Raw genomic sequence first — 19,256 nt, 5'->3', positions numbered from 1 at the left:
TCAGAAGATCTCCAGGTCACGATCGACCATGACCGTGATCCGTGTACCCTGATCGACATGTATCACTGGCCGGATCGCCAGATAGTCCTGCATCACGCTTTGCGTGCTATCGCGCAGATCCGTGCCGACATCGCTCGCAACATCGGCCGCCGCCTCGCTGTCGATTTGACCCGCCGCAGCCGCAGGCAAGGCGCCGATCAAGGAGATCAGCGCGGCGGAGCCGAAGCGTTGCGCGAAACGGGTGTCGACAAACCCGGTGGTGCCAGTACGGCCGAGTTCGTCTCCACCGAAGGCGCTGATCTGCACGGTCTGATTATCGGGCAAGATGATCCGGTCCCATGCCACCATGACGCGCGATTGGGCAAGTGCGACATCGGAGCGGTAGCGCCCGATCAGCCGCGCGCCGCGCGGGATCAGGATACGCGTTCCATCGAAAGAATGGACGTCTTCCGAGACGATGGCGCGGATCGCGCCGGGCAGTGTGCTGTCGAGGGCCGTCTCTGTCACAGCCTGAATCATGGTGCCTTGAACAACCGTGTTCGATGGGTTCGCGATCACTTCGGCACGTGTCACCTGTGCTGGTTGCGCGCCCGAACGAACAAAGGCTTCATCTGCATTCAGACGCGCGGCTTCCAGCGTATTCTCCCTATCCGCACCCGCGCCCATCCCGGAGAACGCGATCATAGGAGACGCGATGCGCTCTGCGCGGGCCTCAGCTTCGGCTGCGCGCCGCCTTTCGAGTTCGGCCAGCCGCAATTCTTCTTCACTTGGTCCCAATGAGGTCGGCTCTGGTGGTGCAAGCCGTGCAAGTTCCAAGTCCATGCGGAGCTGATCCAATTCGCGATCCCGCTCGGTCAGCTGACGCTCGAGGGCACGCTGCGCCTCGGCGGATGCTTCATGTAAGTTGGCAATTTGCGCCGTCAGGTCTGCAATCGCCTGCTCCGCCCCGCTATCTGCGGCCTCGGCCGGTCTTGCGCGCAGGTCCTCGAGTTCCGCTCTCAATGTCGCAAGACTTTCCATCAGCGCGAGTTCCGACTCGCTCGGACCTGTGTCCGCAGGCGGGGCTTGGCTGGGCTGCGGGGCAGAAATCGGCGCCAGATCTCCGAATCCGGGGCCGCTGCTCTGGAACTCCTCCGGCGCGGCGGTCGCCATTGGTGCTTCTGCTGATGGCTGCAGGGCAGCCCATGCCAGACCGCCTGCTGCCGCGATGCCGACGACCCCAAGGATCGCGGCAAGCGGCGCAGGCCGCTTGCTTGCCTTCGCTTTGCCTGTCGAGCCTTCGAGAGCCGCGAGGCGCGCGGCGAGGTCTTCCGTACCTTCGGTCATGATGTGGCCTGCCCTGCGTCCTGGACGCAAACCACATCTTCGCCAAGGCGAAGGACCCATTGTCGGTTGACGCCAGACACGCGAATGACGCCGTCACTCGAGGTGTGGCTGTTCACCGCGCGTTCCCTTCCGTTCGAATATCGGAAGATGGCGGGCACCGGCGCGTTCCGTGCAAACCGGAAATACGTGAAGGTACCATCATCCCAGATGGCCGTCGGCGTGAACTCTTCTCGGGCGCTGACCGCATAGTTCGCATTCGGCGCATCGGCCGCAACCGCCCTAGTGGGTTGCACGCGGTTTTCAGGATAGCGGAACTGCACGACATAATGCGGCGTCTCCCGGGCTTCGACGACATGGAAGTAGTAGGAGCGGCGGTTGGTGTAGACGGTGATGTTGGTGGCGACGCCAGATGCTGTCGGCTTGATGGCGAAGGCACGGCCACCCGGGACACCGTCGAATTGAAACCCGACCGTATCGCCGGCGATGATCGAGCGGATGGTTTCACCCTCACCGAATTCGACTGTGGTGACGCGGGTCAGAGTCGTAACGACACGGTAAACCTGGCCTTCAGTCCAAGTCGCGACGCGCACGCGGTTGTCATGAGAACCTGGGCGGGGCGTGGTCTCGGCCAAGGCAGTCGATCCCGCGAACGTGAGAAAACTGGCGGCCAACAAGGTAAAGATTGGAGTGCTAGTCATTCGGAACGGTCCGATCGGATGGCATATTGGGTGACGGTGAAACCGAAAGGGTTTTGCCAGACATCGTCGATCGCGCGGGTCCGCTCGGGCCGGAATTCGAACATCAACGTGGCAGTGAACGATCCATCCTGTACCCCCTGCGGACTTGTCAGGCGCTTTCTGAGCCGCACCTGTGCGCGGTTCTCGCCAATAAGGTTGATCGATGCGATCTCAACGGCCATCTCGGCCGCAGCCCCGTATCGCGTCGGCGGATAGTTCTCCTGACCCGATGTCCACATCGCGCGCATGCTGGCCTCGGCCGACCCGGAAGACTGTGCCAGGACACGGCGGACACGAAGATCGTTGTCGAGCTGGTTGTAGGTTTCGCGGTCGAGAATGTAGCGGTAGATTTGCGCTTCGATCACGGCAGGCCGTTCGGAGAGCGACACGGTTTCAACCGTGGCATTGGGGAGCGCCATCCCGGTCGCGGGATCGTAGGGCACAACCACGGGAGGCGGCGTTTCGATCATCAGCGCGACAGCCGCAGCCGTCAAACAGCCGAATACGCCAAAGCCCGCCCCGGAAAGGCCGATCACTCGCCAAAGCTGTTCACGGCGCAGGGCACCGTAAACAAGTTCCTCTTCCACGAGTTCGCGCGCAGTCATCACGCCTGCCCCACTCATGGCTCAAGATCCGGCAAGGTGAAGTCCATGTAGCGGCGCTCTTCGGCGACGGTGGCGGCATCAACCACGCCTGCATTGCCTGCGCCGAGGGTCTGGATCGCTTCCAGCTCCCACATCCGGGTCATGGCGATGGCGAGTTCCGCCGTGACGCGTGTGTTATGATCCATCGAGGCTTTGAGATCTTCCATGTCCGGGATCATCTCGACCAGACGTTCCACCCGTTCGAGCGACTGTTCCGCCTCTGCGTGGCTGTTCTGCGCCGCCGCCGACATCACAGCACCTGTGGTTGCCCGCGTAGCAACGCCTTCGGCGCCCGGATTGCCGCTGGTGGCGATCTCGCGGAGTGAATCCTCGTCGAACCCGGCGCTTGCCAGCGCCTGTTCCATCTGCGTGCGCATGGGCCCGGCATTGGGCCCGATGAGCGCGCTCCAATCGCCCGCCTGGATGCCTCGGATCAGGCCGGGGATGTCTTCGAAGTTGGCCTCAAGCAAGGTGTCGAGGTCCCCGCCCATGGCAAGTCCGAGGATGCTGCGCGGCCCGGTGAGCGAGGCATACATCTCGTTCAGCTGATCGAGTTGGCTTTGCAGCATGTCCAGTTGCTCCAACGCATTGTCCAGAAGATCGGTCTGGATCCCGAAATCCTGCAGCATCTGTTGAAGCTGGCGGATTTCCTGAGCAATGTTCTGAGTGTCCACCGTGGGCACACCCTGTGCCGCGACAGGTCCGGTGACATTGAGGGCAAGCGCGAGAGCGATGCTACCGGCGAAAAGGGAACGGGGCAGGCGCAGGTTCAACGCAAATCCTCCTGACTAAAATCCATGTATTGCCGTTCGGCAGCCTGCGCTGCCGCCAAGGCGAACTGCTCGGCGCTGAGTGGCTCGGTTCGTGCGGCCTTGATCCGGGTCCGGATTGCGACCAGCCGGGCCAGTTCGGCCCGGGCATAGGTGTTGAGCGCGATGGCCTCGTGGAGATCCTCGGTCTCACCAATGCGGGTGATGATGTCCTGAACCCGCAGGGCGGCGGCACGGACCGAGACCAGCGAATAGTCGCCATAGACCCCTGCGCCGTGGGCCGAGAGGCTGAAACTCGCGTTGGCGAGGAGCACAGGGTCGATGGTGCCGAGGGCATCGATGCCGCCTACGGCCGCGAGGTAGCTGTTGTACTGCTGCGGGATCACCACGACATAATGCTGGGTTTCCGCGAAAGGCGGCACACCGCCATAATCCTGCACATTGCCCGGCCCGGCGTTATAGGCGGCGAGCGCATGGATAATGTTGCCATCGAACATGTTCAGCATTTGTGCGAGGTATCGCGCACCGCCGGTGACCTGCAGATAGGGATCGTCGTAATAGGCCGGGTAGATCCCGAGATCCCCCGCGGTACCGGGCATGATCTGGGTAAGTCCGAAGGCCCCCACGGGTGAGCGTGCCCCGATCTGGAAACGGCTTTCCTGCCAGATCAGCGCCTGCAAGAGACAGCGCCATTGCACGAGCGAAAGACCTGCGCGGCCGACCCCGGACAGACTATGGGTGTCGCGTGCTGCGCGGATGATCAGCTCCTCGATCCCCTCCCGGGCATCGCCGAACATCCGCGCTGCCGCTGGATTGGCGTCCTCGGGCGCATAAAGACTGGCGGCCGCGCTTTCGACGTTGTCTACCGCCCCCTGCCCCGCCTCGAGCCCCGCCACGGTTCCGGCCACGTCTCCAGCGCCAAGCGACATGGCATCCATCAGCCCTTCGAGGGAGGCGAGTTGCTGGCGCTCGATTTCGGCCAGTTCCTCCTCGCGGCTTAGCCGGTCCTGCTGCAGTGCCAGGTCACGATCGGTCTGCTCAAGGATGGCCTGCCGCTCCGCGAAGAGGCGCAGGTCGAAGGTCGGCACGCCCTGGGCGATCGCTGGCCCCGCCGTGGGACCTGCCAGCGCAAAACCGATCATCGAGAGAGGAAGCCAGGTCCGCATTGGCTTAGCCGCTCGCCCCCAAGAGGACAAAATCGCAGGCCGTGTCGCGGCGCGTGACCTCCGCCCCCATGGTCGAGATCGTGGCGGTGGCGGTTCCTGCCTGCACAGGAGCCTCGCGAAAACTGAAGCAGTTGGCTTGCGGGGCGTTATGCTGCGCACAGGCTGTCAACGTCAGGCCGAGCCCGAGCAGCACGACGCTGCGAATGATGGTACGGGTCATGTCACTCTCCAGAAATCAGGACGTTCGCGATAATCGGCGCCGACAAGCGCTTCGCCCTTCTCCATTCCGCCAAGGATGGTCACGAGCGGGCCGAGCGCGCTGAGATCGGCATCGATCACGACGGAACCACGGTCGTCGCGTACAAGCGCGAGCCGCGAGGCCGAGCCGACGCCTAGAAGCACGTCGAGCTCTTTCTCGGTCAGGCCGAGCATCGCGTAGTCAGCGGCGGAAGCACGAATGTTGGGCAAGAGCACCTGGGTTGGCACAGCTTCCACGATGGTCTTGCCGGTGCGCGTGCGCTCGAGCTGGCTGGCATATTGCGTCATCATCACGACGACGGCGTTCTGCTTGCGGGCGGTCACCAGCCAGTTGCTGAGTCGCTCCGCAAAGTAGGCGTTGTCGAGGGCTTTCCATGCCTCGTCGATGACGATGATGGTGGGCTTGCGGTCCTCGATCACCCGCTCGACCCGGCGAAAGAGGTAGGACAGGACGGCCATGCGTTCCCGCTCACTCTCGGAATCGAGAATGCCAGTGAGGTCAAAGCCCGCGACGTCGCCATCGATGCTGAAACTGTCCTCGGCATTGGCCCCGAAGATCCAGCCGTAGCGACCCTCGGCCGTCCATTCCTGCATACGCTCGAAGAGATCGCCCTCGTCATCGGTCGAGACCAGCAGCGAGGCGAAATCCGACCAGTTTCGTAGGCCCGCATGTCCTGCGCTTGCGTTCTGGCGCACGACTTCTTGCAATCGGTTGGTCTGAACCGGGGTTAGCGGTCGATCGCGCCGCTCCAAGAGGCTCGCGAGCCAATCAGCAAGCCATGCCTGGCCCCGCACGTCGATCTCGGTCTGGAGCGGATTGAGGCCCGTGGGGCGCCCCGCCCGCACGGTCGAATAGCTGCCTCCGAGCGCGCGGACGGCCATCTCCATCCCCGCGCGATAGTCGAAGACGAAGACCCGCGCACCTGCCCGCCGTGCCATGGTCATCAGGAAGGCCGCCAGGACGGATTTGCCGGAGCCGGGACGGCCGAGGATTAGCGTGTGGCCTCCCGTGGGTTCGCGATCCGGCGCGCCCTGTTCGTGGAAGCTGAAGCGAAACCCGCTGCGCTCCGGTGTCGGGAAAAGCGTGATCGGCACGCCCCATGGCACTTCCCTACCGGTCTTGCCGAGCGGCGTGCGGTGGAAGGTGGCGAGATCGGCGAAGTTGTGGTTCGTGATCGCGGCCTTTCGGCTGCGCGCCCCGGTGTTCCCGGGATGCTGCGCCATGAAATGCGCCCGCCCCCCGAAGGCTTCCGAGATCAGGTTGATGCCGGAGGTGGCCGAGATATTGCGGATCTCGGCCGCGATGTCGTCGAGTGCCGCTTGGGTCCGCGCATAGACCGCCACCGTCATATGATGTTCGCCGAAGATCAGGCGTTTCGATTCCAGATCGTCTTGGGCCAGTTCCAACTCCTGCGCGAGGCTGACGGCCCCGTCATTGGCGGCCTGCATGAGGCGCAGCTGCCGCTTGATCCTGCCGGCCATGATGTTGGCGTTGATCGGCACGAAAGAATGGGTGACCACCATGTCGACGGGCAGGTTCAGCTCGTCGAGCATCAGGCTGTCGGTCTTGGCGGGGTAGTTCTTCACCGCGAAGATCGCGCCGAGCTTGTCGCCCACGGCACCGTCGGAGAGCGCGATGGTCGTGCCGCGGAAGGTGACGCGGGTATTGGCTACGTCCTCGGCGATCACACCGAGGCGCGACCGGGGGAAGAGCGGATGTTCTTCGCCGGTGTTGAGGGAGCCGAGGAAGCCCAGAAGCTCGCCGCCGCTGGCGGCCAGCAGGCGGGGCTTCAGCTCATCGAAGGACGACAGCAGAAACCCCACCACCTCGTCGAGCTTGCGCAAGCGTCGGGTCGTGTCCGCCGCATGCCGGGCGCGGGACGCGCCCAGACCGAAGGGCAAGCGGCTGCCGGTCTCGGGTCGCTTCAGCACCGTCAGGGTCAGCGTCTTGTCGCGCAAACCCGCGCGGCCGAGATGCGCGTGCCATCGTTCGTCGACGGCAGCCGCAAACCCTTCGCCCGGAACGGGCGGCAGGGTCACATCGACCGCTTTCGACACCTTGTGCAGGTAGAATGAGAACTCGGTCCCGACCTGCGCCACGATGCCAGCCAGCAACCCTCCGATACGGTCGAGATGCCCGTCCTCGCTCGTGGTGCTGTTCACCCCTTCGAGGCGGATGCACTGCATCAGTTCGTTGCCGCGTGTCCGGATCGTTCGGTCGTTCACGAGGCTCACATAAGGCAGCATCATTGAGAGCCGCTTCTCGCCCTTGACCCATGCGGGTAGCGCGGTCAGCGGATCGCTGGCGTTCTCAACCTCATCGGCAAGTCCATCACGGGGCATAGCTGTCGCCTCCGTGCAGCTTGCGGTTCGTCGTGGGCGGGGTTTCCTGCAGGGTGATCACCAGGACATCGAGGAAGTTCGGATCCCAGTCTGCGGCCTTCCAGAGCGCCGGCCAGGCCAGCCCCGCGAACACAGCGACCACCCAGCTCTGCACCCAGAGGAACAGAAGCGTCGAGCCGAAGAGCCAGACCATGGCGTACATGATCGGCAAGCCCATCAGCTTGGGTGGCCTGAGAAGGCCGATGAACACGCGGGACTGGTCAGCCATGGACGGAGCTCAGGTGGTCCAGATGGCGGCGACGATGGTGGGTGCTGCGGCGATGCCCGCGATTGCAACCACGACCCAGAGCGCCTGACGGAAGTCGAGGATGCCAAAGAGCCAGGAAAGGAACACCCCGATCAGCGCAAGCGTTCCGATCACGATTCCCAAGGGGCCGGTGATCGCATCGACAATTCCTTGAAGCAGGGTCTGTACCGGCGAGAGGTCGATGCTCTGTGCAAGCGCTGGACCCGCCAGCACGATAAGGGCCATCGCGCCGAGCGCGACGATCGAAGGTCTCGATGTCATGAAAGATCTCCTCTGAGCCGCTCAAACACGGCAGTCACACGGGCCACATGCCCTTGGGTTTCTCGAAAAGGGGGGATGCCGCCGTGGCGTGTGACCGCCTCAGGGCCAGCGTTGTACGCCGCAAGGGCCAGAGAGCCCTCACCGAACTGGTCGAGCATCATCAGCAAGTAGCGGGCTGATCCGTCGAGGTTCTGCGCAATGTCATGTGGGTCCACGCCGAGGTCGCGGGCGGTATCCGGCATAAGCTGGCCAAGGCCTATCGCACCGACAGGGCTACGTGCAGCCGGATTGTATGCGCTCTCGACTTCGATATTGGCCCGGTAAAGGAGCGCCCAATCAGTGACTGAAAGCCCCGCGCGACGCAGCGCACCATGCCCGGCATACCGCAGAGCCGTGCTCTCGATCGCATGGAGGATTTCTGGGGTGGCGCGGGCGGCGGATCGAGCCGGGATCGCTGTCTCGCTCGTTGCGTCAGGAACGCGAGGTTCTGCGAAGAGAAAAAGGCGCCCGTTTGCCTCTTGAGAAGTGGAAATCAATTGGCCGTCTGGGCCAACCGAAAAGATGAAACCGTCGGCCAGGGCCGGGGGCGCGGAACAAACGCCTGTACCCAAAGCAACGACGAGCGCAGTCGCGCAGTCAGCTGCCTTTGACCGGAGGCGCGGCGTGGCGTTCGCGGCCACCTTCTTCAAGTGGGATGCTAGCGGTCGTACAGCCCATGTCGGCCAGGAAACTGACAAGGCCAACGATGGTTTTGAAGTCGCGGAGCTTGAGGACGCTTCGGCTGGTGACGAGCATCTTATCGTCACGCCCATCAGTGGCGACGGCGCGGATGACCCACGAGCCGTACCAGCTGTTATGGCGCTTCTCTGCTCTCTCCTTGCAGACCACCTCAATGAGGTAGCCCTCGGCGAGCAAGCCGCGCAGTCCGTCTTCTGTAACCACATTCGGGGCTTCTTCTATCATGGCCTTCCCTTGGGTCCTTGTTCTGCCTGGGTGCAGTATCAGGCCCACGGGGTCGCAACACCGCGAGCGATACAAAACAACATTAATGATAGCAAGACAATAATAACGTGTTGACGAAGTTCGCCTTGCTCCGATAAGGGTGATATCCGACAGAATGATAATCTTAAAGGCGGCAAAGGAGTTTTGCCCTGCGCTTGTTTATTGCGCGCAACGCACCGTTGCTGTTCGCGTTCCTGCTTAGAAGCATGCCGGTAGCCGCAGCTGCGGATTGCATACCACCCGAGCGACCGTTCTTGCCCCAGTCGCAAGAAGACATGCGTGCCTATGCCGATCTGCTGCGTTCTGATTTCGAGGGCTACATCGCCGACATCCAGGAATACTTCCGTTGCCTTGATGCCGAGCGTCAACGCGCGTTTCAGGAGGCACGCGAGGTCAGTGAAGACTATGGGAAACTGGTCGAGCTATTGGAATGAGGAAACGCAAGGGCTTAACCGCCGTCGAGATCCTCGTAGTAGACGAGCGCGGGCATGTTGCGGCGCAGGTGCACGATGCGCAGGATGACTGCCGCCCCGTCCGCCGCATCTAGCCGCTTGTAGAAGATCACGTGACGTTGGCAGTTGACGGACCGCATCCCCGGAACGAAGAGACTCCTGTCCCGACCCCGGTCGGGATCCCCGGTGATCTGCTCGAAGGCGTTGACCAACTGGCGGTAATAGACGAGCCATCGGTCCCTACCCCAAGTTTCGACGGTGTAGGCACGGATCTCTTCAAGGTCGGCCCTGGCCCGACCGGAAAGCCGAATTGTCATGTGGGTCAGCGATCAAACGCATCCGGTTCGAAGGCATGAGCATCGAACTCGGCGAAATCCCCATTTTCGGCCAGGGAGGCTGCTTCCTCTAGGTCGGCCTTGAGGGAATAGAACTGCCGGGCGCCATCCCGCTCCATCAGCATCCTGACGCCGGCGCGCACGACTTCGCTCAAATTGGCGTAGGCGCCGGACTCGATCTGCGCCTGCACATATTTCTGCATCGGTTCGGTCAGGTGGACGTTTGGCATCAGACTCTCCTATCCATGCTCAATCGTATCAGATACTGACATAAATCTTCAAGGTCATGTTCGGTCCCAACATAGGCTCGTTGCTCCACCCCGTCCTTCTGCGCCCGGATTCCCGCCGGGGAACCAGGCGAGACAGTTTTCCGTTCTGCCATTCCTGAGACCATGAGCGCTGCGACTCTCCGTGTGACGGGCTCATGCGGCCTGTTCTTCCATGACCGCTTTCGTGGCCGCATTGAAATGCTATATTTGTATTTTTTTACAGATATTTGAGTGAAAGTTAACATGAAAGAGGTCCGCAATTTTGGCCACTTTCAAGACGCCGAAGCAGCCAGAACCGACGTCAGTTCTTGGAAGCCATCAAGCTAGACAAGCGAACAATCGCACGCAACCATCAATCAAATCTCCTTGCTATCATTAATGTTGTTTCGTATCGCTGCACCATTATAGATGGAGTCGGCATCATGAAGCACGTGATCCACGGCGTGGCAACAGCCACGGCAATAAGCATATCCGGACTAATGGCCTCGTCAGCTCCGGCTCAGGCCTATCAGGTGGATTGTGCGATCCTCCTCTGCCTTGCGGGCGGTTGGCCTGCCTCTGCGCCCTGCGCGCATGCCAGAGCGGTCTTCATTCGGCGGATCACGCCATGGCCGATCGAGCCGCCCTTACAAATCTGGCGGTGCCCAATGGGTGTGTCGTTCAAAGACCCCAGTCCAATGTCGCCTATGGAACGCCTTTATGACATCACGTTCCGCAATCCGCCCGAACCGCAGGCCTCGAATCCAATTCCCCTAGTCCGCGTCCAAGCGGATGAGCAAGCCGACATCGACATTTCGGGCGACGCCTTTGATTTCGTGCGCAGCATTCGCGTCTATCACATCGAGTATAGCCAGTACGAGAACCGAGATGGCACATGTCATCATAGCGATCTCACGCGATTGGGGTCCTACGGCGTGCAGGGCGATTACCGATGGACAAGATCCAACGTTGGCCAAGTGCCGGCCGCAGCTGGCCTGAGCATCCCTGATCGGTGTGGCAGCTATTTATACCGATCCGTCTTCGTCGACTGGCGAGATAACGCAGGCAGCTACGGATTCGAAGAAGTTCACTACTGACAAACCGGCCCGCGCTTCGTCGTTCTTGCCCTGACGACCAAGCGTGGCACCCCTTAACCCCCAAGAAAAGGATACGACGCCAGACCGTGAAGCCTGACGCCGCGCTAGAAAACTCCGTGAACAAGAGTTTCCTAGCGCACCGCTAAAACACCTGCAACCAGCAAAGTTGTTTTGCTGGCAAGAATGTTGTTGTCTCACGACATGGCGTCGGATCTCCAAGGAGACCTCGACTATGGAACCTACGACCGGCCTGATCCTGCGACGGATTACACAGACAAATCTCTCTGTCGCAGCGCACAAGCTTGCCACCCTCATCCTCGACGCCATCGCCTGGAAGGATGGCTACAACGGTTTGTCGCGCGGAACGGCAGCCTTCACCCTCTCGGCCCTGGCGGAGAAGATGGGTGTCTCACGGCAGTATCTTACGGTTCTTCTGAACGAACTTGAGGCTTCGCAGTTGCAGCTCGAGCGGGCGAAGCCGAATGGCAAGTTCGCGCCCTGGATCTTTCGGTTTTCCGCCTTCGACGAGGAGCGTGAAACCCATGATCTCGTGTCAGGTGAAGGCGACACATCACTATCTAGAGATAATAATAACAAAACTATCTTCTCAGGGCTGATCGATATCACCGCGAGTTCGAACGTTTTTCAGACCAGTTGGGCAGAGCTCATCAAAGCAGTGAAGGCCACGTTGCCCTGCTGGAACATCGACACCCAGGTCATCTGGGATCGCTTCCTCGCCTTCAACCGGTCGCGAGGCAACGGCAGGGTGCCGGCCGGCTTCCTGCTTGGCTTCATGCGCCGGTGGCGAAATTCGTCGGGAACTCCAACTCGTCCCGCGGTCAAGCCGCCCGCGAGACCAACAACGGACCCCAAAGAGCGCGAATTGCTGAGACAGATGCAAGCCGCACCAACGGCGAACCGCCAGTTCCACGCGTCCGACTTGTGTCGCTTGATTGGACACGCTGCCTACGAAGCGCGGGTCCTCGATGTGATCCGCAAGTTTGAGTGCCAGAGGTTTTCAGCGACCTTGGCGGTGCACGGACTCGCGGTGCTGGCCGGCGAGATATCGAGATGACTTGCGGGCCCAATCCATTCTGGCCTGCCCTGCATCGCGGCAGACAGGCATTGAGTACCGAAGTGTTGGCCAACCAAAACGTGGTCACTCGCGGGCGCGCCGCCAACCCAACTGGCACCCAATATCCGGTCGAATGCAGCGCGCCCGTCAAACATCGCAGATAGTCATCGCAAAAGAATACCTGCGTGGTCGGCGATATGTCCGCCGACCTTGGTGGGCTCCGAACGGGTTCGCCGCCATCCCCACCTCCGCGCTTGATCCGGCCCACAGTCCGGCGTCTCCCGCGGTCCCCGCGCTTGAACTGGGTCCGGGTCCCCATCGTCAGATTGTTCCAGAATCCCTTAATCGTCCGCCTCGTCGGGCCCTTCCGAAGACGGTTCCGGTCGAGACAGGCCCGCCACGATTCGACCTAACTCGCCGAGGATCTCTCCATGGTTCTTTTCGAGATAGCGATTGATCCGTTCATTCGTGAGCAGCCGTTCGACGTAGCGACCCGCTACCACAAGGCGTAAATGATCGGGGCCAAGCGTCCCCTCGATCAACTTGATGTTCTTCTGCAGGCTGGCCATTTCGGCCTTCATCCGCTCCGCCTGTTCGCGCGTAATGCCAGAGGTTTCTTTTTTCATTTCCGGATCGACAAGGTCTTCGGCATCGGTCGCGGTAAGGATGGCCTCGGTATAGGCCACCGTGTAGTTGTTCGCGGCGATCATAAGTTCCGCCGCTTGAATCTGCCGCAAGGGCTTCATCTTGCGCAGGGACCTGAAACTGTTGACCGGGCAATGCTTGTCCTTCAGGAGTTCAGCAGCCTCGGGGCAGATGCCGTTCAGCAATGTCCGCTTTCGCCGGATCAACGCCACATCCACATTCAGTGCAGCAGCAATACGGGCCTCTGGCACGCCACGCTCAATGGCCCGCAAGATCATCTTGTGTTCCTGAATTGTCGCGAGACGGCTGATGCGCTTGTTGTAGGTGAAAGACTCGTCGTCTGTGGCGACCAGGGAGGTGACGGTTTCCTCGCCCATTTCCTTCAAGACATGCAGACGGACATGACCATCGAGCAGGATGAACGTGCCGTCCTGACCAGGAGCGCGCGCAACCACGAGCGGTTCGATCAAGCCGGCCTCGCGGATCGATGCGGCGATCTGTGCATACTTCTGGCCCTTGGGAACCGTGATCGGCAGTTGCTTCACCGGCAGGATGGTGGCGATCGGGATCTGACGCAGGGTCGGCTCAAATCCTGGCCCCTTGGGCGGGGGCGTTTTGCCCATATGTGTCATGCCCGAGGTTCCTTGAGACCGTCGACCACCATGCTCGGCAGGGAATCCAACCCCTCGGCACGGAGCAAAGTGAGGAAATTCTCATCCTTGAGCAGGGACTGGAACGCTGCGTCGAGGAACAGCAGGTTGCCGCGCGTCGACTGGGCCCTGCGGATCATGTCCTGCTGGCGTTCTGCCTCGATACGATAGGCCCGGACCAGCGCCGCCGATGTCATCCGCACCCCAGATCGTTTTGTGCGTGTGGCACCCTTTTTCTTGCCGTGCCGGTGGCGCAGTTCCACCAGCCGCCGTGCTTCAAGCAGCTTCTTGCCGCGCAATTCACCCGAGGCATAGGCCGCTTCCAGCGCCTTCTGCACATCCTTCTCTTCCGCCCTCGTGATATACAGTGCGACGCTGAGGGGCATCTGACCGGTCTCGACCGCGATCAGCAGTCGTTCCTCGCCGTTGGCGATCAACTCGCCGATTTCGTGAACGTACGACCATGACAATCCGGTTTTCTCGGTGATGTCGTGGTCCGAGTATCCTCGGTCGCGCAGGATGGCGATGTCCTGCAGCAGCTCGAGCGGTCGCTGCTGACGGCGGGCGATATTCTCGATCACGCTACGCAGAAGTCGTTCGACCTCGTTCGCGTCCACGACGATGGCCGGGATGTGGGTTTCGCCCAGTGCAACATAGGCCTCCATCCGCCCCTGACCGCAGACCAGCCGATAGGCATCCCCTGACGCCGTGTCATCCTGCGCGACGGTGATCGGCTTCTTCAGCCCGACCTTGCCGATACTGTCCACCAGCGCACGAAAGGTCTTTTCAGATCGTTCTCGCGGATTTTCCACGGTGATGGCCGCAATGGGGATAATCTGAACCTCGGCGTGGGTTTCGATATCGCTCACCATGGTGTCACCTCGGAAACGGAAACGCGCCGGGCCATGTCGAAGAAAAAGTTCAACGTTTCAAAGCGGAAGGCGTCCAGCATCAGGCCATTCTCCTCTGCAAGCCCCAGAGGTTTGCTCCGCATCTCGAATTGGGGCAGCAGGTAGTAATCGAGCGCGTCAGTGTTCGTGCGGTTCATCCTGATGGCGATGGTGATGTCGGGCGCGAGTCCGGTGTCGAAGCGGATCTTCCAGCGCAGGCCGCCTGAGGAGGTTTCGCGGCAGCGGGCGACGACGACGGATGCCGTGAATTCGCCGTTGATGATCAGCAGGTCCGTCGCAGGGTTCCTGATCACAGCACCGCCAAGCAGGGTGATTTCGTGGATCACGCGCTCAATCTCGTCGCCGTGAAATTGCCGCAACAGGCGGTTGGCTTCGATGTAGCGATAGTCGCGATCCGGGGTGAACCCGACAAGGGAATAGGCCCTGAGCAGGCTGCCGAAGCGATGGGCATAGGCGCCGCTGGACGGCATGCCATCTGCTTCGTCGATCACCAGCCCGGAAATGTAACCATGACGCTGGAAGAGCCGGGCAAGGCGCTCCAGCATCACCTCATCCGAGAAGCGACGGTTGCGTGCCGCGATGATGGCCTGGGCCTTCTGAAACTGTTTCGGCTCGACGATGGCATCGAAGGCGCCGTCCGAGCGGATCCACATCTCCGGGCCGTTTGCGACCCGCTTTCGCTTCAGCTTGAACGAGCGCCGGTTGTAGACGTTGTTGCCGATGTATTTCTCATTGGTCAGGATCTGATGGACGGTCGCGCGGGTCCAGGCCCGCCCGAGATCGGTGAGGATGCCGCGCGCGTTCAGTTCTGTCGCAATTTCGGTTTCCGACAGGCCCTTCTTCAGAAACTGGCTGTAGATCCAGCGCACCGTCCGGACCTCATCGTCTGGTCCGGGAACCAGGACGACGCGATCCGTCTGAAGGCTCTTGTGCTCACCGCGCTTCAGTTCGGTTTTTACTTCGCCCCGCTCATTGAGCAGGGCGCGACGCAACCCGAAGCCCGCCGGGCCGCCCTGACGATAGCCGAGCTCAATCAGACGGCATTGGCCCGCGAAGACCTTCACTGAAAGCTCACGGCTGTATTCGCCCGCCATTGCCCGCTTGACGCTTTTGACGATGGTAGAGGTCGGAGAACCATCGTTCTCGAATTGCTCGGCGCAATAGGCGACCTGCATTCCCGCCTTTCGGCAGCGATATTCGTAATAGGCAGATTCGTCGGTGTCCTGAAAACGTCCCCAGCGGGTGACGTCATAGACCAGAATCACGCTGAAGTCGGCCACGCCGGATTCGACATCGGCGATCATCTGCTGCAATGCCATCCTGCCGCCGATGATCAGGCCGCTTTTCGCATCATCCGAATAGGTTTTGACAATCCTGATGCCGCGGCGTTCGGCGTATTCGCGGATCGTCTGCGCCTGGTTCTGGGTTGAATACTGTTGATGCTCGGTCGACATCCGGACGTACTCCGCAGCCAGCAGCTGCGCGGACGGCTCGGTTTCTCCTTCGGATAATGGTGCTTTTCCCCGAGCCACGCCCGCCTCCCAAGAAATCATGTGGGCTGCTTCGAGCTGATGGCCCTCTACCGCAGATTGGGCGCAAATACGAACTGCCGCTTTTCATGTCCTTCCCAGAGTATTATCGAAGGAGGACGCAGAGATGCGGACCAAGACGGGCACATTTGTGCCGAAAACGGGCACAAATGTGCACCTTGAAGCCGATGCCGCCGACTACCGGACCGCCATTGCCGCGGCGCTTCGGGACGAACTCGGCTTGACGCATCGAGCAGTCAAGACGGCGATGCGGTGGACGGGCGCCAGCGAGCGAACCGTGAAATACTGGATTGCGGGCGAGCGTGGACCCAGCGGCGAGCATCTGATCGCACTGGCCAGGCACTCGGATATCGTGTTCCACATGGTCTTGCTGCTGGCCGATCGGCACGACGGCGCGGATGCCGAATAAGGTCAAGCCGCCACTGAGGCGGCGGGGAGGCCAAATTGCTCCACCGCCGCCAGACTTGATGTGTAGTGTTTTTTGGTTATATTGAATACGCGCCAAGCATGAGGAGCCTTCCATGTCCCGCACCACGACCATGACCGTCCGTCTGAGCGGTGCGCTCAGCGATTTCGTCGCGGCCAATGTCGGCGAGAACGGCTCCTACGAGAACATCAGCGAATACGTGCGCGACCTGATCCGGCGAGACAAGGAGCGGGCCGAGCAGGAGGCTTTCGACCGGCTGAAGGCCGAGCTGACCCGCGCCTTCGCAGCGCCCGAGACCAGCTACAGGCCGCTGACGGCCGCCGAAGTCATCGCTCGCAACCGGGCCTGACCAGATGGCGATCCGGGTTCAGGAGGCGGCATCACTCCGCCTCGATGACATCTACCGCTATACGCGCGACCGATGGGGCGAGGTCCAGGCGGACCGCTACATCACCGGCATGTTCGAAGCGTTCGAACGGATCGAGGCCCATGGCGTCGCCTCAAAGCTGATCCCGGCAGAGTTCGGCGTCGAAGGGTTCTTCTTTCGGTACGAACACCACATCGTCTATTGGCGCCGACTGTCCGACGGCGATATCGGTATCGTCGCGATCCTGCATGAGCGCATGCATCAGATCGACAGATTCAAGGAAGATTTTCACGGCTGAACGCGCAGGTATCTGCGTCGGCGACGCCCACATAGATCAGCCTGATCGGTTTCCTTTGTTTGCGGAAGATATCTGTTCGCCTCGTGCCGCACGGGTCCGTCATACAAGGCGTTTCGCAGAGACTTTCAGCCAATCCAGCAATTGCGCCACTGCCGGGCGCATGCCATGCCGCCCCAGATGTACGGCGTGGATCACGCTTGGCATGGGCGCCAGATCCAAGTTCAACACATCGAGGCGTCCGATCCCGGTCATGAAGTTCGAGGTGGGGGCGCGAGCCCCCAATCCCGGCCCTTGGTTCCAATTGAGTGGAGACGCCGAGCGCCGGCTGAAAAACTGGCCGCTGAAGAGGTGGCTGCTCAATGCTCGACCTACTGCACGAGCTCGAGGTGTTCCCGACCGTGATCGGTCTCAAGCGGATCGACCCGGCCGTCAACATGCGGCGCTTCTACCGAATGAGCGTCCAGAGCGATCCGGGCGGTCGAGGTCATCTCAAGCAATGTCGGCGACGCCCCGATGCTGCCGAACCTTCTCGCCCAGATCTCGGCGAACGAGGACATCGCCACTGTCTCGGCTGACGGTGCCTGCGCCACACGCGCCTGCCACGATGCCATTGCGGCCCGTGGAGCAACAGCGATCATTCCACCCCGTCGAAACGCCCGGCCTTGGAAGCCGGACACGGCAGGAGCTCGCGCACGCAACGAGATCCTGCGAGCATCGAAGCACCTGGGCCGGGCACTCTGGCGGAACTGGAGCGGGTACCGCCGGCGCAGCAGGGTCGAGACGAGAATGAACTGCGTGAAGCTGCTCGGCCAGCGGCTGATGTCCCGGGAATTCGACCGCCAGGTGGCGGAGGTCCAGATCCGGGTGGCGGTCCTCAACCGCTTCACGGCACTCGGCATCCCGATGACCGTGGCCGCAGGGTAAGTGTGCCCGGGGAAAGGGGGATTGCGCTCGCCAGCTGATTTATCCAACAGCGCCCGACGGATAGGCCAGAACGCCCAGCACGCGCGCGTCGTTGCGCTCGGCGAAATGCGCGTCGAGAACCGGCGCCCAGGCTTCGGACACGGCGCGGGCGCTGGCCAAGTCGGGGGCGATGCCGGCCAGGTCGATGGCTTCGCTCATCGGGTCGTCGGCAGCCAGGTAGCTCAGGATCGGCGTCGCTGCATCAGCCACGCCTTGCTGCAGCAGGCGCAACAGCTCGGTGCCGTTGAGGCCGGCCTCGTTGAACGCGTTGAACGGGCGCACGTCGGCGGTGATGAGCCCGTCGGATTCCTCGGCCAGGGTCTGGGTCCAGAACGGCATCTCCCGCTCGGCATAGAGGGGCATGAAGCTGGCCGAGCCGATGATGTTGAGATGCCCTTCGATCAGCTCCTGCGCCAGCGCGGGGCCGGTGAAGGCACCTGCGAACAGCACGGACGAAAGCGCGGTGGTGATAAGGGGCTTTCCGGTATGGCGGATCATATTGACCTCCCTTGTTCTATATTGTAGAAAGCTTGTACCGTAATTTGCGACTAATTTTTCACATTTCTTTCCGTCAAGTAAGGCGTGCGGCATGACCGACGAAAGCCCCGATCTGCCCAACAATAAGGCAGGTCTCGACAAGTCCTTCTCGAAGGGGCTGATCCTGTTGCGGCACCTAGCAACCTGCGAGGCGCCGGCGGGCATCAGCGACCTGTCGGCGGCTCTCGGCATGACCAAGAGCAACGTGCACCGCCTGTTGCAAACCCTTGCGGCGTATGGATTCGTCCACAAGAACACCAAGTCCCGCTACAGCCCTTCGCTGCGCTACTGGGAGATGGGCTACGAGGTATGGCTGCACTCGCGCGCAGGACAACTTGCGCTGAATGACGCGGACGGGCTCGCGCTCAAGGCGAACTGCCTCGTGCACATCACTTTGGCAGCCGAGGAACGCCAGGAACTGACCCTCTATGATCGGATCGGTACGCCGATCGCCCATCCCATGCGCAGGCTTTGGCCCACGGGCACCCGCGTGCCGATCTGGCGAATCATCTACGGCTGGTCCGATTTCGTGGCCTTCCAGATCGCCTATATCGCCGCCAAGCCCGAGGTCGAGCTGACCTCGCGCCGCGATGAGATCAGCCGCCACCTGGAAGACAGCGGCCTGACCTACGAGGGTCTGGCCGAGCGCGTCACCGCCGCCCGCGACCTGGGTTACGCCGAGAACCTCGGCAGCGGGCTGGAGAACATCGAGGGCACTGCCTGCGCCTTCCGCGACGAGACCGGCGCGCCGGTGGGCGTGCTCAGCACGATCTACGACCGCGACGGCAGCCGCGACGGCCGGCGCGAGGATACCGGGCGGCTCAACCGCCTCTATGCCCATTCCATATCCCGATCCCTGGGCTTCCGGGATCCAAACTGAGAGAAAC

25 protein-coding genes and 1 pseudogene are annotated in these 19,256 nt (G+C 61.7%); 9 read left to right on the top strand and 17 right to left on the bottom strand.

Annotation, left to right across the window (positions count from 1 at the left end; translation table 11 throughout):
- The 11 genes from BLR51_RS18435 to BLR51_RS18385 are packed head-to-tail and all read right to left on the bottom strand — an operon-like array spanning position 1 to position 8,775.
- Entirely contained in the window at positions 1-1,326 is a 1,326-nt protein-coding gene (locus BLR51_RS18435; RefSeq protein WP_089849727.1) for a TraB/TrbI/VirB10 family type IV secretion system protein, read from the bottom strand.
- A complete protein-coding gene (locus tag BLR51_RS18430; protein ID WP_164213297.1) occupies positions 1,323-2,024 on the bottom strand; it encodes a TrbG/VirB9 family P-type conjugative transfer protein in 702 nt (233 codons plus the stop codon). Before BLR51_RS18430 ends, BLR51_RS18435 begins: the two co-directional genes overlap by 4 nt.
- The gene (locus BLR51_RS18425) at positions 2,021-2,668 is read right to left on the bottom strand and encodes a VirB8 family type IV secretion system protein (protein WP_089849825.1); all 648 of its coding nucleotides are present in this window, start codon (positions 2,666-2,668) and stop codon (positions 2,021-2,023) included. Before BLR51_RS18425 ends, BLR51_RS18430 begins: the two co-directional genes overlap by 4 nt.
- Before the next feature lie 14 nt (positions 2,669-2,682).
- Positions 2,683-3,480, bottom strand: coding sequence for a type IV secretion system protein (locus BLR51_RS18420; protein WP_028095516.1), 798 nt, complete (start codon positions 3,478-3,480; stop codon positions 2,683-2,685).
- Complete coding sequence (locus tag BLR51_RS18415; RefSeq protein ID WP_089849725.1) at positions 3,477-4,643, bottom strand: lytic transglycosylase domain-containing protein; 1,167 nt, start codon at positions 4,641-4,643, stop codon at positions 3,477-3,479. The genes BLR51_RS18420 and BLR51_RS18415 overlap by 4 nt, the downstream gene beginning before the upstream one ends.
- A 4-nt stretch (positions 4,644-4,647) precedes the next feature.
- Positions 4,648-4,863: a hypothetical protein gene (locus BLR51_RS18410; RefSeq protein ID WP_089849723.1), complete on the bottom strand. Its 216-nt coding sequence runs from the start codon at positions 4,861-4,863 to the stop codon at positions 4,648-4,650.
- Positions 4,860-7,244: a VirB4 family type IV secretion/conjugal transfer ATPase gene (locus BLR51_RS18405; protein WP_089849720.1), complete on the bottom strand. Its 2,385-nt coding sequence runs from the start codon at positions 7,242-7,244 to the stop codon at positions 4,860-4,862. The genes BLR51_RS18410 and BLR51_RS18405 overlap by 4 nt, the downstream gene beginning before the upstream one ends.
- Positions 7,234-7,512 (bottom strand): VirB3 family type IV secretion system protein, encoded by a 279-nt coding sequence (locus BLR51_RS18400; protein ID WP_009574151.1) that lies wholly within the window; start codon positions 7,510-7,512, stop codon positions 7,234-7,236. Before BLR51_RS18400 ends, BLR51_RS18405 begins: the two co-directional genes overlap by 11 nt.
- A 9-nt stretch (positions 7,513-7,521) precedes the next feature.
- Entirely contained in the window at positions 7,522-7,812 is a 291-nt protein-coding gene (locus tag BLR51_RS18395) for a TrbC/VirB2 family protein (protein ID WP_054540759.1), read from the bottom strand.
- Positions 7,809-8,492 (bottom strand): lytic transglycosylase domain-containing protein, encoded by a 684-nt coding sequence (locus BLR51_RS18390; RefSeq protein WP_089849717.1) that lies wholly within the window; start codon positions 8,490-8,492, stop codon positions 7,809-7,811. The genes BLR51_RS18395 and BLR51_RS18390 overlap by 4 nt, the downstream gene beginning before the upstream one ends.
- Entirely contained in the window at positions 8,449-8,775 is a 327-nt protein-coding gene (locus BLR51_RS18385; RefSeq protein WP_010138156.1) for a hypothetical protein, read from the bottom strand. The genes BLR51_RS18390 and BLR51_RS18385 overlap by 44 nt, the downstream gene beginning before the upstream one ends.
- A gap of 245 nt (positions 8,776-9,020) precedes the next feature.
- Here BLR51_RS18385 and BLR51_RS18380 point away from each other — a divergent pair, with 245 nt between their 5' ends.
- A complete protein-coding gene (locus BLR51_RS18380) occupies positions 9,021-9,248 on the top strand; it encodes a hypothetical protein (protein WP_057796709.1) in 228 nt (75 codons plus the stop codon).
- A gap of 14 nt (positions 9,249-9,262) precedes the next feature.
- Here BLR51_RS18380 and BLR51_RS18375 read toward each other — a convergent pair whose 3' ends face one another.
- Entirely contained in the window at positions 9,263-9,583 is a 321-nt protein-coding gene (locus BLR51_RS18375; RefSeq protein WP_089849714.1) for a type II toxin-antitoxin system RelE/ParE family toxin, read from the bottom strand.
- A 5-nt stretch (positions 9,584-9,588) separates the two neighbouring features.
- Positions 9,589-9,831 carry a type II toxin-antitoxin system ParD family antitoxin gene (locus BLR51_RS18370; protein ID WP_089849711.1) on the bottom strand — a complete coding sequence of 81 codons (243 nt, stop codon included), beginning with the start codon at positions 9,829-9,831 and terminating at the stop codon, positions 9,589-9,591.
- 461 nt (positions 9,832-10,292) lie between these two features.
- On the opposite strand from BLR51_RS18370, the gene BLR51_RS18365 reads away from it, so the two are divergent.
- Positions 10,293-10,946, top strand: coding sequence for a hypothetical protein (locus tag BLR51_RS18365; protein ID WP_226562355.1), 654 nt, complete (start codon positions 10,293-10,295; stop codon positions 10,944-10,946).
- A 232-nt stretch (positions 10,947-11,178) separates the two neighbouring features.
- Complete coding sequence (locus BLR51_RS18360) at positions 11,179-12,021, top strand: hypothetical protein (protein WP_089849706.1); 843 nt, start codon at positions 11,179-11,181, stop codon at positions 12,019-12,021.
- A 341-nt stretch (positions 12,022-12,362) separates the two neighbouring features.
- On the opposite strand, the gene BLR51_RS18355 is transcribed toward BLR51_RS18360, so the two are convergent.
- Genes BLR51_RS18355 through BLR51_RS18345 form a run of 3 tightly spaced genes read right to left on the bottom strand, consistent with a single transcriptional unit; the run spans position 12,363 to position 15,780 of the window.
- The gene (locus tag BLR51_RS18355; RefSeq protein WP_089849704.1) at positions 12,363-13,298 is read right to left on the bottom strand and encodes a plasmid partitioning protein RepB C-terminal domain-containing protein; all 936 of its coding nucleotides are present in this window, start codon (positions 13,296-13,298) and stop codon (positions 12,363-12,365) included.
- Positions 13,295-14,188, bottom strand: a complete 894-nt coding sequence (locus tag BLR51_RS18350; protein ID WP_089849702.1) for a ParB/RepB/Spo0J family partition protein — start codon at positions 14,186-14,188, stop codon at positions 13,295-13,297. The genes BLR51_RS18355 and BLR51_RS18350 overlap by 4 nt, the downstream gene beginning before the upstream one ends.
- A complete protein-coding gene (locus BLR51_RS18345) occupies positions 14,182-15,780 on the bottom strand; it encodes a recombinase family protein (protein WP_278184866.1) in 1,599 nt (532 codons plus the stop codon). Before BLR51_RS18345 ends, BLR51_RS18350 begins: the two co-directional genes overlap by 7 nt.
- 103 nt (positions 15,781-15,883) lie before the next feature.
- On the opposite strand from BLR51_RS18345, the gene BLR51_RS18340 reads away from it, so the two are divergent.
- The 5 genes and pseudogenes from BLR51_RS18340 to BLR51_RS18320 form a co-directional block, all read left to right on the top strand.
- On the top strand, positions 15,884-16,186 hold the full coding sequence (locus tag BLR51_RS18340; protein ID WP_089849698.1) for a helix-turn-helix domain-containing protein: 303 nt from the start codon (positions 15,884-15,886) through the stop codon (positions 16,184-16,186).
- Between the two features lie 112 nt (positions 16,187-16,298).
- Positions 16,299-16,553: a ribbon-helix-helix domain-containing protein gene (locus BLR51_RS18335; RefSeq protein ID WP_089849696.1), complete on the top strand. Its 255-nt coding sequence runs from the start codon at positions 16,299-16,301 to the stop codon at positions 16,551-16,553.
- Between the two features lie 4 nt (positions 16,554-16,557).
- Positions 16,558-16,869: a type II toxin-antitoxin system RelE/ParE family toxin gene (locus BLR51_RS18330; RefSeq protein WP_089849693.1), complete on the top strand. Its 312-nt coding sequence runs from the start codon at positions 16,558-16,560 to the stop codon at positions 16,867-16,869.
- A gap of 359 nt (positions 16,870-17,228) precedes the next feature.
- Complete coding sequence (locus BLR51_RS28535; RefSeq protein WP_199672162.1) at positions 17,229-17,444, top strand: hypothetical protein; 216 nt, start codon at positions 17,229-17,231, stop codon at positions 17,442-17,444.
- A pseudogene (locus BLR51_RS18320) lies at positions 17,338-17,793 on the top strand (IS5 family transposase); the annotation flags it as partial. The gene BLR51_RS28535 and the pseudogene BLR51_RS18320, both read left to right, overlap by 107 nt.
- Positions 17,794-17,832: 39 nt before the next feature.
- Here BLR51_RS18320 and BLR51_RS18315 read toward each other — a convergent pair.
- A complete protein-coding gene (locus BLR51_RS18315) occupies positions 17,833-18,330 on the bottom strand; it encodes a type 2 periplasmic-binding domain-containing protein (protein WP_089849690.1) in 498 nt (165 codons plus the stop codon).
- 91 nt (positions 18,331-18,421) lie between these two features.
- Here BLR51_RS18315 and BLR51_RS18310 point away from each other — a divergent pair, with 91 nt between their 5' ends.
- Positions 18,422-19,249, top strand: coding sequence for an IclR family transcriptional regulator (locus BLR51_RS18310; RefSeq protein ID WP_089849687.1), 828 nt, complete (start codon positions 18,422-18,424; stop codon positions 19,247-19,249).
- Positions 19,250-19,256 lie beyond the last annotated feature (7 nt).

This window comes from Salipiger marinus, assembly GCF_900100085.1.
GTDB classification, from domain to species: Bacteria; Pseudomonadota; Alphaproteobacteria; order Rhodobacterales; family Rhodobacteraceae; genus Salipiger; species Salipiger marinus.
The sequence above is the reverse complement of the archived record's forward strand: the minus strand, read 5'-3'. Positions and strand labels throughout refer to the sequence as shown.

What these genes read in the sequence shown, in the direction of transcription:
- BLR51_RS18435 (WP_089849727.1), bottom strand. Translation starts at nt 1,326, where the DNA reads ATGACCGAAGGTACGGAAGACCTCGCCGCGCGCCTCGCGGCTCTCGAA.
- BLR51_RS18430 (WP_164213297.1), bottom strand. Translation starts at nt 2,024, where the DNA reads ATGACTAGCACTCCAATCTTTACCTTGTTGGCCGCCAGTTTTCTCACG.
- BLR51_RS18425 (WP_089849825.1), bottom strand. Translation starts at nt 2,668, where the DNA reads ATGACTGCGCGCGAACTCGTGGAAGAGGAACTTGTTTACGGTGCCCTG.
- BLR51_RS18415 (WP_089849725.1), bottom strand. Translation starts at nt 4,643, where the DNA reads ATGCGGACCTGGCTTCCTCTCTCGATGATCGGTTTTGCGCTGGCAGGT.
- BLR51_RS18410 (WP_089849723.1), bottom strand. Translation starts at nt 4,863, where the DNA reads ATGACCCGTACCATCATTCGCAGCGTCGTGCTGCTCGGGCTCGGCCTG.
- BLR51_RS18405 (WP_089849720.1), bottom strand. Translation starts at nt 7,244, where the DNA reads ATGCCCCGTGATGGACTTGCCGATGAGGTTGAGAACGCCAGCGATCCG.
- BLR51_RS18400 (WP_009574151.1), bottom strand. Translation starts at nt 7,512, where the DNA reads ATGGCTGACCAGTCCCGCGTGTTCATCGGCCTTCTCAGGCCACCCAAG.
- BLR51_RS18395 (WP_054540759.1), bottom strand. Translation starts at nt 7,812, where the DNA reads ATGACATCGAGACCTTCGATCGTCGCGCTCGGCGCGATGGCCCTTATC.
- BLR51_RS18385 (WP_010138156.1), bottom strand. Translation starts at nt 8,775, where the DNA reads ATGATAGAAGAAGCCCCGAATGTGGTTACAGAAGACGGACTGCGCGGC.
- BLR51_RS18380 (WP_057796709.1), top strand. Translation starts at nt 9,021, where the DNA reads ATGCCGGTAGCCGCAGCTGCGGATTGCATACCACCCGAGCGACCGTTC.
- BLR51_RS18375 (WP_089849714.1), bottom strand. Translation starts at nt 9,583, where the DNA reads ATGACAATTCGGCTTTCCGGTCGGGCCAGGGCCGACCTTGAAGAGATC.
- BLR51_RS18370 (WP_089849711.1), bottom strand. Translation starts at nt 9,831, where the DNA reads ATGCCAAACGTCCACCTGACCGAACCGATGCAGAAATATGTGCAGGCG.
- BLR51_RS18365 (WP_226562355.1), top strand. Translation starts at nt 10,293, where the DNA reads ATGAAGCACGTGATCCACGGCGTGGCAACAGCCACGGCAATAAGCATA.
- BLR51_RS18360 (WP_089849706.1), top strand. Translation starts at nt 11,179, where the DNA reads ATGGAACCTACGACCGGCCTGATCCTGCGACGGATTACACAGACAAAT.
- BLR51_RS18355 (WP_089849704.1), bottom strand. Translation starts at nt 13,298, where the DNA reads ATGACACATATGGGCAAAACGCCCCCGCCCAAGGGGCCAGGATTTGAG.
- BLR51_RS18350 (WP_089849702.1), bottom strand. Translation starts at nt 14,188, where the DNA reads ATGGTGAGCGATATCGAAACCCACGCCGAGGTTCAGATTATCCCCATT.
- BLR51_RS18345 (WP_278184866.1), bottom strand. Translation starts at nt 15,780, where the DNA reads ATGATTTCTTGGGAGGCGGGCGTGGCTCGGGGAAAAGCACCATTATCC.
- BLR51_RS18340 (WP_089849698.1), top strand. Translation starts at nt 15,884, where the DNA reads ATGCGGACCAAGACGGGCACATTTGTGCCGAAAACGGGCACAAATGTG.
- BLR51_RS18335 (WP_089849696.1), top strand. Translation starts at nt 16,299, where the DNA reads ATGTCCCGCACCACGACCATGACCGTCCGTCTGAGCGGTGCGCTCAGC.
- BLR51_RS18330 (WP_089849693.1), top strand. Translation starts at nt 16,558, where the DNA reads ATGGCGATCCGGGTTCAGGAGGCGGCATCACTCCGCCTCGATGACATC.
- BLR51_RS28535 (WP_199672162.1), top strand. Translation starts at nt 17,229, where the DNA reads ATGCTCGACCTACTGCACGAGCTCGAGGTGTTCCCGACCGTGATCGGT.
- BLR51_RS18315 (WP_089849690.1), bottom strand. Translation starts at nt 18,330, where the DNA reads ATGATCCGCCATACCGGAAAGCCCCTTATCACCACCGCGCTTTCGTCC.
- BLR51_RS18310 (WP_089849687.1), top strand. Translation starts at nt 18,422, where the DNA reads ATGACCGACGAAAGCCCCGATCTGCCCAACAATAAGGCAGGTCTCGAC.